Source organism: Pseudomonas sp. WS 5010 (genome assembly GCF_012985565.1).
Taxonomy (GTDB): Bacteria; Pseudomonadota; Gammaproteobacteria; order Pseudomonadales; family Pseudomonadaceae; genus Aquipseudomonas.
The window spans coordinates 270,279-282,963 of sequence record NZ_JAAQWQ010000004.1; the positions used below are offsets into that span (position 1 = coordinate 270,279).

The following is a 12,685-nucleotide window of genomic DNA, read 5'->3' on the forward strand; positions in this document are numbered from 1 at the left end:
AAGGCGCAGGATTGTAGCGCAACGGGGCGAGCGCCCCCAAATGCTGGCTGTGACAAAGGGTGGCAGGGCTTGTCCATTCGTTACCGAATTTATTAGCAGTGCCGAGAAGCGGCCTGCGGCTCTATAATGCTCGGCAGTTTTTCGTCCTTAGTACAGGTATCCCCTATGAAACGTCCAAGTGGTCGCGCTGCCGATCAGCTCCGCTCGATCCGCATCACCCGCAACTACACCAAACACGCCGAGGGATCTGTACTGGTCGAGTTTGGCGATACCAAGGTCATCTGCACCGTCAGCGTCGAGAACGGCGTGCCGCGTTTTCTCAAGGGCCAGGGCCAGGGTTGGTTGACCGCCGAATACGGCATGTTGCCGCGCGCCACTGGCGAGCGTAACCAGCGTGAAGCCAGTCGTGGCAAGCAGGGTGGTCGTACCCTGGAAATCCAGCGCCTGATCGGCCGCTCCCTGCGCGCTGCGCTGGACATGTCCAAACTGGGCGACGTGACCCTATATGTCGACTGCGACGTGATCCAGGCCGACGGCGGCACCCGCACCGCGTCCATCACTGGCGCCATGGTCGCCCTGGTCGATGCGCTGAAAGTGATCAAGAAACGCGGTGGCCTGAAAGGTGGCGACCCGCTCAAGCAGATGATTGCCGCTGTGTCGGTGGGCATGTACCAGGGCGAGCCGGTACTGGACCTGGATTACCTGGAGGATTCGGCTGCCGAGACCGACCTGAACGTGGTCATGACCAGCACCGGTGGCTTCATCGAGGTGCAGGGCACCGCCGAAGGTGCGCCATTCCAACCGGCCGACCTGAACGCCATGCTGGCCTTGGCCCAGAAAGGCATGAGCGAAATCTTCGAACTGCAGAACGCCGCACTGGCTGACTGAAACCAGCCTCAAGGAGCAACGCCATGAGTGACAACCAGCTTCCTGTGTCGGCCCAGAACAAAGAAGTGCGCCAGTGGGCGATGCTCTGTCACTTCGCGGCGTTCCTCGGCCTGGTGTTCCCCTTTGGCAGTGTGTTGGGGCCGTTGATCCTGTGGCAGGTGAAGAAGGACATGGACCCGCTGATCGATGACCAGGGCAAGGAAGCGCTGAACTTCCAGCTGACCGTGGCCATCGCCTGGCTGGTCTGCTTTGTCCTGGGGTTCGTGGTGATCGGCTTCCTGTTGATGGTGGTGCTGGTAATTGCCGCGCTGGTGTTGACCATCATCGGCGGGGTCAAGGCGAACAAAGGCATTGCCTACCGTTACCCGCTCACTTGGCGATTGATCAAATAATCATCGCCCACAAAAAAACCGACAGCGATGTCGGTTTTTTTGTGCCTGGATATTGACCTCAGATGGTCAAGGTCCAGTCGTAGTCCACGATCAACGGCGCATGTTGCGAGAAGCGCGGTTGACGCGGCAGACGTGCGCTGCGCACAAACCGGCGCAGGCCGGGGGTCAGCAACTGGTAGTCAAAACGCCAGCCCAGGTTAAGCATCTCGGCCTGTTCGTTGTCCGGCCACCAGCTGTACTGGTCGCCTTCGCGGCTGACTTCACGCAGGGCATCTACATAACCCATGTTGCCGACAATCTCGTCCATCCAGGCCCGTTCCGGCGCCAGGAAACCCGGGGATTGCTGGCTGTCGCGCCAGTTCTTGATATCCAGCTTCTGTTGCGCCACGTACAACGAGCCACAATAAATGTACTCGCGACGTTTGCGTCGCTGTTTATCCAGATAACGGGCGAAATCGTCCATTAGCTTGAACTTCTGGTTCAAGTCTTCATCGCCGTTCATCCCCGAAGGGAGCAGCAAGGTAGCAATACTGACTTTGTCGAAATCGGCTTGCAGGTAGCGCCCGTAGCGATCGGCTGTCTCGAAGCCGAGGCCGCTGATGACCGCCTTGGGTTGCAACCGTGAATACAGAGCCACGCCACCTTGGGCAGGGACTTCGGCATCACAGGCATAAAGGAAGTAGCCATCCAGTTGGAAGGCTGGGTCGTCCAGTTCAAAGGCGGAGGCGCGGGTGTCCTGCAGGCAGATGACGTCGGCATTCTGGGCTTGCAGCCAACTGAGCAAACCACGCTCGACTGCAGCCTGAATACCATTAACGTTCACACTGATGATCCGCATAAATGGCCCCAAAAATCGCGTGCGTGTATGATACACGCCGTCTACCTATTTAGCTAAATCCGTGGTATCTGAGGCTTTTTTCATGCAGGCGTATCAACGCGATTTCATTCGTTTTGCCATCGATCGCGGGGTTTTGCGCTTCGGTGAGTTCACCCTCAAGTCCGGGCGCACCAGCCCATATTTCTTCAATGCTGGCCTGTTCAACTCGGGTTCTGCCCTGGCGCAACTGGGGCGTTTCTACGCCGCCGCCATTGTTGAAAGCGGTATTTCCTTCGATGTGCTGTTTGGCCCTGCCTACAAAGGCATTCCGTTGGCCGCCGCGACCGCAGTGGCCCTGGCCGAACATCACGACCGGGATCTGCCATGGTGTTTCAATCGCAAGGAAGCCAAGGCCCACGGCGAAGGCGGCAGCCTGGTCGGCGCACCGCTGGCCGGTGATGTGCTGATCATCGACGATGTGATCACCGCCGGCACCGCGATTCGTGAAGTGATGCAGATCATTGCATCCCAGGACGGTGCCAAGGCCGCCGGCGTGCTGATCGCACTGAACCGCCAGGAGCGCGGCAACGGTGAGTTATCGGCGATCCAGGAAGTAGAGCGTGATTTTGGCATTCCAGTGGTCAGCATCGTGTCGCTGAACCAGGTATTGCAGTTCCTCGAAGACGACCCGCAGCTCAAGCAGCACCTGCCGGCAGTGCGTGCGTACCGCGAGCAGTTTGGCGTCTGACCCCTTGTAGCTGATGAGCTTGTGTAGGAGCGAGCTTGCTCGCGATGGCGATCTGTCAGTCAACATCAGTGTTGAATGGACTACCGCTATCGCGGGCGAGCCCGCTCCTACAGGGGATCTCCACGATGCTGCAGGTCGGTGCACATAAAAAAGCCCCCGTTCAACCAGGTTGAACGGGGGCTTTTTGTTTCAGCGGTCAGGGACGCTTGCGATTGCTGATCAGCGTGCCCATGCCCGTATCAGTGAAGATCTCCAGCAGCACCGCATTGGGCACCCGGCCGTCGATGATCAGCGAGCTGCCGACACCACCTTGCACTGCTTCCAGTGCGCAGCGGATCTTCGGCAGCATGCCGCCGTAGATAGTGCCGTCGGCGATCAGGTCGTCGACTTGCTGGGTGGTCAGGCCGGTCAGGACCTTGCCTTCCTTGTCCATCAGGCCGGCGATGTTGGTCAGCAGCATCAGCTTCTCGGCCTTCAGGGCCTCGGCCACCTTGCCGGCTACCAGGTCAGCGTTGATGTTGTAGGACTCGCCATTGGCCCCCACGCCAATCGGCGCGATCACCGGGATGAAGTCGCCCTTGACCAGCAGGTTGAGCAAATCGGTGTTGATGCCGATCACTTCGCCCACCTGGCCGATGTCGATGATTTCCGGCTGGGTCATCTCCGGGGTCTTGCGGGTCACGGTGAGTTTCTTCGCGCGGATCAGCTCGGCGTCCTTGCCGGTCAGGCCAATGGCGCTGCCGCCGTGACGGTTGATCAGGTTGACGATGTCTTTGTTCACCTGGCCGCCCAGGACCATCTCCACCACATCCATGGTCTGTGCATCAGTGACACGCATGCCGTCGATGAAATGACTCTCGATGGACAGGCGCTTGAGCAGGTCGCCGATCTGCGGGCCGCCGCCGTGTACCACCACCGGGTTGATCCCGACGGCTTTCATCAACACGATGTCGCGGGCAAAGCCGGTTTTCAGCTCGTCGCTTTCCATGGCATTGCCGCCGTACTTGATCACCAGCGTCTTGCCGACGTAGCGTCGAATGTAAGGCAGCGCTTCGGAAAGGACCTTGGCGGTATTGGCGGCAGCGTCGCGTTCGAGGGTCATTCAGGGCTCCGGGGCAAATAATCAGAACGGTAGTTGGAGATCAGGGGCAACACGTTTCAACTGGGCGTGGAACACGTCCTTGATGCGCTGCAACTCGGCCTCGGTATCCGCCTCGAAACGCAGGACCAGCACCGGAGTGGTGTTGGACGCGCGAACCAGGCCCCAGCCTTCGGCATAATCGACTCGCACACCATCAATGGTGGTCAGGTTGGCGCCTTCACCCCATTGCGCGTCGTGCAATGCGTCAATGATGCTGAATTTGCTCTCTTCGGTCACATGGATATTGATTTCCGGCGTAGAAATATCGTTCGGGAAGGTCTCGAACAAGTCTTCAGCGCTGGATTTCTCCTTGCTGAGGATCTCCAGCAGGCGGGCGGCGCTGTAGATGCCGTCGTCAAAACCGAACCAGCGTTCCTTGAAGAACACGTGGCCGCTCATTTCGCCGGCCAGCAGGGCACCGGTTTCTTTCATTTTCTTTTTGATCAACGAATGACCGGTCTTCCACATCAGTGGGCGGCCGCCATATTCCTTGATCAACGGCGTCAGGCGTCGGGTGCACTTGACGTCGAAGATGATCTCGGCGCCTGGGTTGCGTGCAACCACGTCGCGGGCGAACAGCATCAGCAGGCGGTCGGGGAACACGATGCTGCCGGTGTTGGTCACCACGCCCACGCGGTCGCCGTCGCCATCGAAGGCCAGGCCGACATCGGCGCCCACTTCTGCGACCTTGGCGATCAGGTCCACCAGGTTTTCAGGCTTGCCAGGGTCGGGGTGATGGTTGGGGAAGTTGCCGTCGACGTCGCAGAACAGCGGGATCACTTCGCAGTTCAGGGCTTCGAGCAGTTGCGGGGCGATCACGCCGGCTGCGCCGTTGCCGCAGTCCACCACGACTTTCAGGCGGCGCTGGAGCTTGACGTCCCGGGTGATTTCGTCCGAATAGCGCTGGAGGATATCGACTTGGGTGATGCTGCCCTGGCCGCTGGTCAGGTCATTGGTCTTGAGGCGAGTGTGCAGGGCCTGGATCTGCTCGTTGGCCAGGGTGTCGCCGGCAATCACGATCTTGAAGCCGTTGTAGTCCGATGGGTTGTGGCTGCCGGTGAGCATCACGCCGGATTTGCCGGCCAGCACGTTGGCGGCGTAGTACAGCGCCGGCGTTGGCACCAGGCCTACGTCACTGACATGGCAGCCGCTGTCGGCCAGGCCCTGGATCAGGCGCTCCACCAACTCGGGGCCGGACAGGCGACCGTCACGCCCCACCGAGACGTTGGGCTCGCCCTGGGCCAGGCTTTGGGAGCCGATGGCGCGGCCGATCCAGTAGGCGGTTTCGGCGGTCAGGGTTTTCGGGACGACGCCACGGATGTCGTAGGCGCGGAAAATGCTGTCGGGAAACGTCGGTGCGACTGGGGCTGCGTTGCTCATCACTGGGAAACTCCATCGATACGGGGCGGACAGGCCTGAGTGCGGCGACCGGCAGGCTCAAACTGAAGGGTAAGACGGCGTTTTAGCCCTAGAGTTCGTAGTGCGAAAGTGCCACTGGGGCATACCGGACGCTGCGCCCGGCATGCCTGAGCGTAGTCAGTGGCTGCCGGAATGCCCGAAACCGCCTGCGCCGCGCTGGGTTTCGTCGAACTCGGTCACCAGCTCGAAATGCGCCTGCACCACCGGTACCAGCACCAGTTGGGCGATACGCTCGCCGACGGCGATGTTGAAGGCGGTCTGGCCACGGTTCCAGCACGAGACCATCAGCTCACCTTGGTAGTCGGAGTCGATCAGGCCCACCAGGTTACCCAGCACGATCCCGTGTTTGTGGCCAAGGCCCGAGCGCGGCAGGATCAACGCAGCCAGGCCAGGGTCGCCGACGTAGATCGACAGGCCGGTAGGGATCAGCAGGGTCTGGCCCGGCTCAAGGACGGTGTCTTGCTTGAGCATGGCGCGCAGGTCCAGGCCGGCGGAGCCGGGTGTGGCGTAGGCCGGCAGTGGGAAGTCGGTGCCGATGCGGGGGTCGAGGATCTTGGCTTGCAAAGCGTGCATGGAAATTAAACCTGGTTCAGCCGTTGGGCGATAAAAGAGATCAGTTGGCGGGCAATCTTGCCCTTGCTGGTCTGGGCGAAAAGGGTGGCGTGCAGCTCGCGGTCAATCACGCTGCAGGCGTTTTCCTCGCTGTTGAAGCCGATGCTGGGGTTGGCGACATCATTGGCAACGATCAGGTCGAGGTTTTTGTCTTTCAGTTTGCGTGCGGCGTAGTCCAGCAGGTTTTCGGTCTCGGCGGCGAAACCGACGCTGAACGGACGATCGGCGCGGGTGGCAATGGTGGCCAGAATGTCCGGGTTGCGGACCATTTGCAGGAGCAGGCCATCGCCGCTTGTAGGGTCTTTCTTGAGTTTTTGCGGCGCAACCACTTCCGGGCGGTAGTCTGCGACCGCTGCCGAAGCGATAAACACATCACAGGGAATCGCCGCCTCACAGGCCGCGAGCATGTCGCGGGCGCTGACGACGTCGATGCGGGTGACCCGGTCCGGGGTTGGCAGATGCACCGGGCCGGTGATCAGGGTCACGCGCGCGCCTGCCTCAACCGCCGCCTCAGCCAGGGCAAAGCCCATTTTCCCTGAGCTATGGTTGGTGATGTAGCGCACCGGGTCGATGTTTTCCTGGGTCGGGCCGGCGGTAATCAGCACATGCTTGCCGGTCAGGGCCAGGTGCTGGAAACACTCGGCGGCGCACAGCGCCAGGTCCGTGGCTTCGAGCATGCGGCCCAGGCCGACGTCACCACAGGCCTGGCTGCCGGAGGCCGGGCCAAAAACCTTGAGGCCACGGCTTTGCAGCAATTGGGTGTTGGCCTGGGTGGCCGGGTCGCGCCACATGGCCTGGTTCATCGCCGGGGCGATGGCGACGGTGGCGTCGGTGGCCAGTACCAGCGTGGTCAGCAGGTCGTCGGCAATACCTTGGGCGAGGCGCGCGATGAGGTCGGCGGTGGCGGGTGCGATCAGCACCAGGTCGGCCCATTTGGCCAGTTCGATATGGCCCATGGCGGCTTCGGCAGCCGGGTCCAGCAGGTCCAGGTGTACCGGGTGGCCGGACAGTGCCTGCATGGTCAGTGGGGTAATGAACTCACTGCCGCCACGGGTCATGACCACGCGCACTTCGGCGCCCTGGTCCAGGAGCCTGCGAACCAACTCTGCGCTCTTGTAGGCGGCAATGCCGCCGCCGACGCCGAGAACGATGCGTTTCCGATACAGACGCTGCATTGGTTTGCCTTTCCAGTTCAGTGATGGCGTTGCGATCCCCCCTCCCCAGGGTGAAATCGCGCGCAAAAAAGAGCGGCTAAGATAACACAGCGTCCGCCATGCAACAGCGGCGCACATGCACACGGAGGTGCCATGAGTATTCGCAATTGGCCTGCGGCGGAGCGTCCGCGGGAGAAGCTTTTGGAGTTGGGCGCGCAGAGCCTCTCGGATGCCGAGTTGCTGGCGATTTTCCTGCGTACCGGTGTCTCGGGTAAAAGCGCGGTGGACCTGGCGCGCCACCTGTTGGGGCAGTTTGGCAGCCTGCGTACGCTGCTGGAGGCGCGCCAGGCCGTATTCATCCAGCACCTGGGCCTGGGGCCGGCCAAGTTCGCCCAGTTGCAGGCGGTACTGGAAATGGGGCGGCGCCATCTGGCCGAGCATGTGCGTAATGAGTCGGTACTGGAAAGCCCGGTAGCCGTGCGTGATTACCTCAAGGCCCTGCTGCGCCACCAGCCCCACGAGATATTTGGCTGCCTGTTTCTCGACTCCAGGCATCGGGTGCTGGGTTTCGAGGCGCTGTTCCAGGGCACCATCGACAACGCCACGGTCTACCCGCGACAAGTGGTCAAGCGCGCCCTGGACTACAACGCGGCGGCCTTGATCCTGTGCCACAACCATCCCTCCGGGAATGCCGAGCCGAGCGTTGCTGATCGAAAATTGACCAAAGTGCTGCAAAAGGCCCTGGATCTGGTGGACGTGCGGGTACTGGACCACATCATTGTCGGCGACGGTGACCCGCTGTCGATGGCTGAATATGGCTGGCTGTAACGCAACCTCTTGTAGGAGCCGGCTTGCCGGCTCCTACAAAGGCCGGGTCAGGGTTTTACGCTGACCTTGGAGAAGTCCTGGCGCCCAAACGGGCTGACCTGATACCCCTCGATACTCTTGCGTGTCAGGGCAAAGGCCGTCGGGTGGGCCAGTGGCAACCACAGTGCCTGCTGCTGGATCTGCACCTGCGCCTGTTGGTACAGCTTGCTGCGCACGCCTTGCTCGTTGGTGGTCTTGCCGGCACTGATCAGCTTGTCCAGCGCGGGGTCGCAGTAGCGGGCGAAGTTGGTGCCGGATTTGACCGCTGCGCAGGAAAACTGCGGGGTCAGGAAGTTATCCGGGTCGCCGTTGTCGCCGGCCCAGCCCATAAACAGCAGGTCGTGCTCGCCCGCCTTGGCGCGGCGGATCAGCTCGCCCCATTCGATCACGCGGATCTCGGCCTGGATGCCGACCTTGGCCAGGTCCGCCTGCAACAACTGGGCGCCCAGGCTTGGGTTGGGGTTGAGCAGGCTGCCCGAGGGCCGGGTCCAGATGGTGGTCTTGAAGCCGTCACTCAAGCCGGCACGGGCCAGCAGGGCCTTGGCCTTGGCGATGTCCTGTGGATAACCCGGCAATTCCTTGGCAAAGCTCCAGGTATTGGGCGGATAGGGGCCGGTGGCGGCTTCGGCGGTGCCTTCAAACACGGCCTTGAGGTAGCTGGCCTTGTCGAAGGCCAGGTTGATCGCCTGGCGCACTTCTGGCTTGTCCAGCGGAGGGTGCTGGCTGTTGATGGCCACAAAGGCGGTCATGAAGGCTGCGGTCTTTTCCACCTTGAGCGCCGCATCCTTTTGCGCCTCGCCGATATCCAGGGGCTTGGGTGACAAGGCGATCTGGCACTCATCCCGGCGCAGTTTCTGCAGGCGCACGTTGGCGTCCGGGGTGATCGCAAAGATCAAGTTATCCACAGCCGGTTTGCCGGCAAAGTAATCCGGGTTGGCCTTGTAGCGAATGGCCGCATCTTTCTGGAAACGCCCGAAAACGAAGGGCCCGGTGCCGATGGGTTGGCTATTGAGCTTCTCCGGGGTGCCGGCCTTGAGCAGCTTGTCGGCGTATTCGGCCGGGTAGATCGAGGCAAAGCCCATGCTCAGCGCGGCGAGGAACGTGGAGTCGGCGTGATTCAGGGTAAAACGCACGGTCAGCGGGTCGAGGGCGTCGATCTTCTTGATCAGCGCCGGCAGTTGTAGCGACTGGGCGTGAGGGAAGCCGCTCTGGGCTATCTGGTGCCAGGGGTTGGCCGGGTCGAGCATGCGCTCGAAGCTGAAGCGTACGTCTTCGGCGGTGAGGCTGCGGCTTGGGCTGAAATACGCGGTACGGTGAAATTTCACGTCCGGGTGCAATTTAAAGGTGTAGGTCAGGCCGTCTGGCGAGACTTCCCAGCTGTCGGCCAGGCTCGGCACCAGCTTGCCGCTTACGGCGTCGAAGTCCACCAGGCGGTTCATCAACACATCCGCCGAGGCGTTGGTGGTGGTCAGGGAGTTGTACTGCACCACATCGAACCCTTCGGGGCTGGCCTCGGTGCAGACGCTCAACGTGGAGGCCGCCTGGGCCAGCGGGGCGAGAAAGAGCGGGGCGAGCAGGAGTGGCAGGGCAGCGAGGCGCATGGTCGGTTTCCTTTGCAGATCGGAGGCCCATCTGCGAGTGCAGTCTGGAAAAGGCCTACCGTAGTGGCCTGATTCACAAATGACTAGCCCATTTTTGCCTGTGCATTTGCAGCAAATACTGTTTTGATGGCGCCTCAGGTCATTTTGCCCGGGGCCTTGGCCTACAAGCAGCGGCGATAAATCATTTGGTGCGACGAGCGGTTCGCCAGCACGGCGGCCCACCCTGGCAGCGCTTGAGAGCTGTTCGGGCGAGATTTACAGCGGGAAAAACACACCGGCTGTTGTTGCACTGGGGTCTTTCTGGTATAAAGCAGCGCTCTTTTCTAGGGGCCCGGTTCCTTCACTGTAGGTGTAGCCGGTAAGACCCTTAAAGAAACGCGGCGCCTGGCGCCAAATGACTGAGAGATTAAGCGGCCAACCCATGCCGGGTTGGGCATGTGGTTTTAGAGGGCTGAGGCATGTCGAGAGTCTGTCAAGTTACCGGTAAGGGTCCGGTGACTGGGAATAACATTTCCCACGCAAACAACAAAACCCGTCGTCGTTTCCTGCCAAACCTGCAGCATCACCGCTTCTGGGTTGAAGAAGAGAAACGTTTTGTCCGTCTGCGCGTATCTGCCAAAGGCATGCGTATCATCGACAAGCGTGGCATCACTGTCGTGCTCGCTGAACTGCGCCGCGACGGCAAAATCTAAGGAGCTAAATCATGCGTGAATTGATTCGAATGATCTCTAGCGCCGGTACTGGTCACTTCTACACTACCGACAAGAACAAGCGTACTACCCCGGACAAGCTCGAAAAGAAAATGTTCGACCCGCGCGTTCGCAAGCACGTGATCTACAAAGAAGGCAAAATCAAGTAATTGGTTTTCTTTCTTGTGAAAAAAACCCGTATCTCACGATGCGGGTTTTTTTTGCCTTTTGAAAAGTCGCGCTCGACCGATCAGGCCTTTTCTTCGAACACCACGTAGATCTTGCGGCACGGCTCCAGCACTTCCCACGTGCCACTGAACCCGGCCGGGATCACGAAGCGGTCACCGGCGCGCAAGGTCTTGGCGTTGCCCTCGGCATCGCGCAGCACCGAAACCCCCTGCACGATCTCGCAGTACTCGTGTTCGGTGTAGTTCACCTTCCATTGCCCGACTTCACCTTCCCAGACCCCGGCGTTCATCTGGCCGCACGGGCTGTTGTAGTGGTTGTAGAGCGTCTGCTCGGGGTCGCCCTTGAGGATTTTTTCTGTGGCGGGGCGGTAGCGTTCGGCGGCGGTGTTCGCCTGGCTGAAATCGACGACATCCTGAATGTTCATGCACGTATCCCGTCTAGGCCTGGGGTTGGAGAGCCAAAGTCTATGTTTATTAAAATGAACATCGCAAGGGCGTTTGCCGCGGTTATGTCAAATATATTGAAACATCCCTTGCGGCTGGTTTAGGGTGGCGGGTGCCTCGGACCGAATAGCTGGCTGGCCGGGCAAGCATTTGGAAGGGAGCGGTTATAACGCCGGGCCCTTATATTTAATAAGAGGAGGACACTCGCATGACCACCCTGACCCGTGCCGACTGGGAACAACGCGCCAAGGACCTGAAGATCGAAGGCCGCGCCTACATCAATGGCGAATACACCGCCGCGGTTTCCGGCGACACGTTCGAATGCCTCAGCCCGGTCGATGGCCGCCTGCTGACCACGGTTGCCAGCTGTGACGTCGCCGACGCCCAGCGCGCCGTGGAAAACGCCCGCGCCACCTTCAACTCCGGTGCCTGGTCACGCCTGGCCCCGGCCAAGCGCAAAGCCACCATGATCCGTTTCGCCGCGCTGCTCAAGGCCAATGCCGAAGAGCTGGCCCTGCTCGAAACCCTGGACATGGGCAAGCCCATCGGCGACTCCCTGGGCATCGACATCCCCGGCGCGGCGCAAGCCCTGAGCTGGAGCGGCGAGGCCATCGACAAGATTTACGATGAAGTGGCCGCCACCCCCCATGACCAACTGGGCCTGGTGACCCGCGAGCCCGTCGGCGTAGTGGCGGCCATCGTGCCGTGGAACTTCCCGCTGATGATGGCCTGCTGGAAGCTGGGGCCGGCGCTGTCCACCGGTAACTCGGTCGTGCTCAAGCCGTCGGAAAAATCCCCGCTGACTGCCATCCGCATCGCCGCCCTGGCCGTTGAAGCCGGTATCCCCAAAGGCGTGCTCAACGTGCTGCCGGGTTATGGCCACACTGTCGGCAAGGCCCTGGCGCTGCATATGGACGTCGACACTTTGGTGTTCACCGGTTCGACCAAGATCGCCAAGCAACTGATGATCTACTCCGGCGAATCGAACATGAAACGCGTCTGGCTGGAAGCCGGCGGCAAGAGCCCGAACATCGTGTTTGCCGATGCCCCGGACCTGCAAGCCGCCGCCGAATCCGCTGCGGGCGCGATCGCCTTCAACCAGGGCGAAGTCTGCACGGCCGGCTCGCGCCTGCTGGTGGAGCGTTCGATCAAGGACAAATTCCTGCCAATGGTGATCGAGGCCCTCAAGGGCTGGAAGCCGGGCAACCCGCTGGACCCGGCGACTAATGTCGGTGCGCTGGTGGATACCCAGCAGATGAACACCGTGCTGTCGTACATCGAGGCCGGGCACGCCGATGGCGCCAAGCTGGTGGCCGGTGGCAAGCGCACCCTGCAGGAGACCGGTGGTACTTATGTCGAGCCGACGATTTTCGACGGCGTGACCAACGCCATGAAAATTGCCCAGGAAGAGATCTTTGGCCCGGTGCTATCGGTGCTGACTTTCGACAGTGCTGAAGAAGCGGTGGCGATTGCCAACGACACGCCTTATGGCCTGGCCGCTGCAGTCTGGACTTCGGATATCTCCAAGGCGCACCTGACCGCCAAGGCCCTGCGCGCCGGTAGCGTGTGGGTCAACCAGTACGATGGCGGCGACATGACTGCGCCGTTTGGTGGGTTCAAGCAGTCGGGCAACGGTCGCGACAAGTCGCTGCACGCGTTCGACAAGTACACCGAGCTGAAGGCGACCTGGATCAAGCTGTAAGTCCGGACTCCGGGCCCAAGCTG

Annotated in this window: 13 protein-coding genes and 1 pseudogene; 7 read left to right on the forward strand and 7 right to left on the reverse strand. The window is 61.0% G+C overall.

Translation table 11 applies throughout. From position 1 onward, the window contains the following. The first annotated feature begins 165 nt into the window (after nucleotides 1-165). A complete protein-coding gene (rph, locus tag HBO11_RS14360) occupies nucleotides 166-888 on the forward strand; it encodes a ribonuclease PH (protein ID WP_057961002.1) in 723 nt (240 codons plus the stop codon). A 23-nt stretch (nucleotides 889-911) separates the two neighbouring features. After that, complete coding sequence (locus HBO11_RS14365) at nucleotides 912-1,280, forward strand: DUF4870 domain-containing protein (protein WP_169955413.1); 369 nt, start codon at nucleotides 912-914, stop codon at nucleotides 1,278-1,280. Between the two features lie 58 nt (nucleotides 1,281-1,338). Here HBO11_RS14365 and HBO11_RS14370 read toward each other — a convergent pair whose 3' ends face one another. Then, nucleotides 1,339-2,118, reverse strand: a complete 780-nt coding sequence (locus tag HBO11_RS14370; protein ID WP_029289816.1) for an exodeoxyribonuclease III — start codon at nucleotides 2,116-2,118, stop codon at nucleotides 1,339-1,341. A gap of 82 nt (nucleotides 2,119-2,200) precedes the next feature. Between HBO11_RS14370 and pyrE the strand changes: the two genes are divergently transcribed. After that, a complete protein-coding gene (gene pyrE, locus HBO11_RS14375; protein ID WP_169955412.1) occupies nucleotides 2,201-2,845 on the forward strand; it encodes an orotate phosphoribosyltransferase in 645 nt (214 codons plus the stop codon). 196 nt (nucleotides 2,846-3,041) lie between these two features. On the opposite strand, the gene argB is transcribed toward pyrE, so the two are convergent. From argB to coaBC, 4 genes and pseudogenes are all read right to left on the reverse strand, one after another. Beyond that, nucleotides 3,042-3,947: an acetylglutamate kinase gene (argB, locus tag HBO11_RS14380; protein WP_076963434.1), complete on the reverse strand. Its 906-nt coding sequence runs from the start codon at nucleotides 3,945-3,947 to the stop codon at nucleotides 3,042-3,044. A gap of 21 nt (nucleotides 3,948-3,968) precedes the next feature. After that, nucleotides 3,969-5,372 (reverse strand): annotated as a pseudogene (locus HBO11_RS14385) (phosphomannomutase/phosphoglucomutase); the annotation flags it as partial. A gap of 150 nt (nucleotides 5,373-5,522) precedes the next feature. Further along, on the reverse strand, nucleotides 5,523-5,978 hold the full coding sequence (gene dut, locus HBO11_RS14390; RefSeq protein WP_169955410.1) for a dUTP diphosphatase: 456 nt from the start codon (nucleotides 5,976-5,978) through the stop codon (nucleotides 5,523-5,525). A 5-nt stretch (nucleotides 5,979-5,983) separates the two neighbouring features. Continuing rightward, a complete protein-coding gene (gene coaBC, locus HBO11_RS14395) occupies nucleotides 5,984-7,192 on the reverse strand; it encodes a bifunctional phosphopantothenoylcysteine decarboxylase/phosphopantothenate--cysteine ligase CoaBC (protein ID WP_029289805.1) in 1,209 nt (402 codons plus the stop codon). Between the two features lie 132 nt (nucleotides 7,193-7,324). On the opposite strand from coaBC, the gene radC reads away from it, so the two are divergent. Next, on the forward strand, nucleotides 7,325-7,999 hold the full coding sequence (gene radC / locus HBO11_RS14400) for a DNA repair protein RadC (protein WP_169955409.1): 675 nt from the start codon (nucleotides 7,325-7,327) through the stop codon (nucleotides 7,997-7,999). Between the two features lie 47 nt (nucleotides 8,000-8,046). Here the strand turns inward: radC and HBO11_RS14405 are convergent, their stop codons facing one another. Continuing rightward, a complete protein-coding gene (locus HBO11_RS14405) occupies nucleotides 8,047-9,639 on the reverse strand; it encodes an ABC transporter substrate-binding protein (RefSeq protein ID WP_169955408.1) in 1,593 nt (530 codons plus the stop codon). Between the two features lie 458 nt (nucleotides 9,640-10,097). Between HBO11_RS14405 and rpmB the strand changes: the two genes are divergently transcribed. Further along, nucleotides 10,098-10,331 carry a 50S ribosomal protein L28 gene (gene rpmB, locus HBO11_RS14410; protein WP_007920377.1) on the forward strand — a complete coding sequence of 78 codons (234 nt, stop codon included), beginning with the start codon at nucleotides 10,098-10,100 and terminating at the stop codon, nucleotides 10,329-10,331. Between the two features lie 11 nt (nucleotides 10,332-10,342). After that, nucleotides 10,343-10,498 (forward strand): 50S ribosomal protein L33, encoded by a 156-nt coding sequence (rpmG, locus tag HBO11_RS14415; RefSeq protein WP_003176906.1) that lies wholly within the window; start codon nucleotides 10,343-10,345, stop codon nucleotides 10,496-10,498. Between the two features lie 80 nt (nucleotides 10,499-10,578). On the opposite strand, the gene HBO11_RS14420 is transcribed toward rpmG, so the two are convergent. Continuing rightward, nucleotides 10,579-10,941: a cupin domain-containing protein gene (locus HBO11_RS14420; protein ID WP_169955407.1), complete on the reverse strand. Its 363-nt coding sequence runs from the start codon at nucleotides 10,939-10,941 to the stop codon at nucleotides 10,579-10,581. A 227-nt stretch (nucleotides 10,942-11,168) separates the two neighbouring features. On the opposite strand from HBO11_RS14420, the gene HBO11_RS14425 reads away from it, so the two are divergent. Beyond that, the gene (locus HBO11_RS14425; protein WP_057440504.1) at nucleotides 11,169-12,662 is read left to right on the forward strand and encodes an aldehyde dehydrogenase; all 1,494 of its coding nucleotides are present in this window, start codon (nucleotides 11,169-11,171) and stop codon (nucleotides 12,660-12,662) included. The last annotated feature ends 23 nt before the right edge of the window (nucleotides 12,663-12,685 follow it).

Excerpts from the sequence above, each read along its gene's own strand:
- rph (WP_057961002.1), top strand. The coding sequence starts at position 166 with ATGAAACGTCCAAGTGGTCGCGCTGCCGATCAGCTCCGCTCGATCCGC.
- HBO11_RS14365 (WP_169955413.1), top strand. The coding sequence starts at position 912 with ATGAGTGACAACCAGCTTCCTGTGTCGGCCCAGAACAAAGAAGTGCGC.
- HBO11_RS14370 (WP_029289816.1), bottom strand. The coding sequence starts at position 2,118 with ATGCGGATCATCAGTGTGAACGTTAATGGTATTCAGGCTGCAGTCGAG.
- pyrE (WP_169955412.1), top strand. The coding sequence starts at position 2,201 with ATGCAGGCGTATCAACGCGATTTCATTCGTTTTGCCATCGATCGCGGG.
- argB (WP_076963434.1), bottom strand. The coding sequence starts at position 3,947 with ATGACCCTCGAACGCGACGCTGCCGCCAATACCGCCAAGGTCCTTTCC.
- dut (WP_169955410.1), bottom strand. The coding sequence starts at position 5,978 with ATGCACGCTTTGCAAGCCAAGATCCTCGACCCCCGCATCGGCACCGAC.
- coaBC (WP_029289805.1), bottom strand. The coding sequence starts at position 7,192 with ATGCAGCGTCTGTATCGGAAACGCATCGTTCTCGGCGTCGGCGGCGGC.
- radC (WP_169955409.1), top strand. The coding sequence starts at position 7,325 with ATGAGTATTCGCAATTGGCCTGCGGCGGAGCGTCCGCGGGAGAAGCTT.
- HBO11_RS14405 (WP_169955408.1), bottom strand. The coding sequence starts at position 9,639 with ATGCGCCTCGCTGCCCTGCCACTCCTGCTCGCCCCGCTCTTTCTCGCC.
- rpmB (WP_007920377.1), top strand. The coding sequence starts at position 10,098 with ATGTCGAGAGTCTGTCAAGTTACCGGTAAGGGTCCGGTGACTGGGAAT.
- rpmG (WP_003176906.1), top strand. The coding sequence starts at position 10,343 with ATGCGTGAATTGATTCGAATGATCTCTAGCGCCGGTACTGGTCACTTC.
- HBO11_RS14420 (WP_169955407.1), bottom strand. The coding sequence starts at position 10,941 with ATGAACATTCAGGATGTCGTCGATTTCAGCCAGGCGAACACCGCCGCC.
- HBO11_RS14425 (WP_057440504.1), top strand. The coding sequence starts at position 11,169 with ATGACCACCCTGACCCGTGCCGACTGGGAACAACGCGCCAAGGACCTG.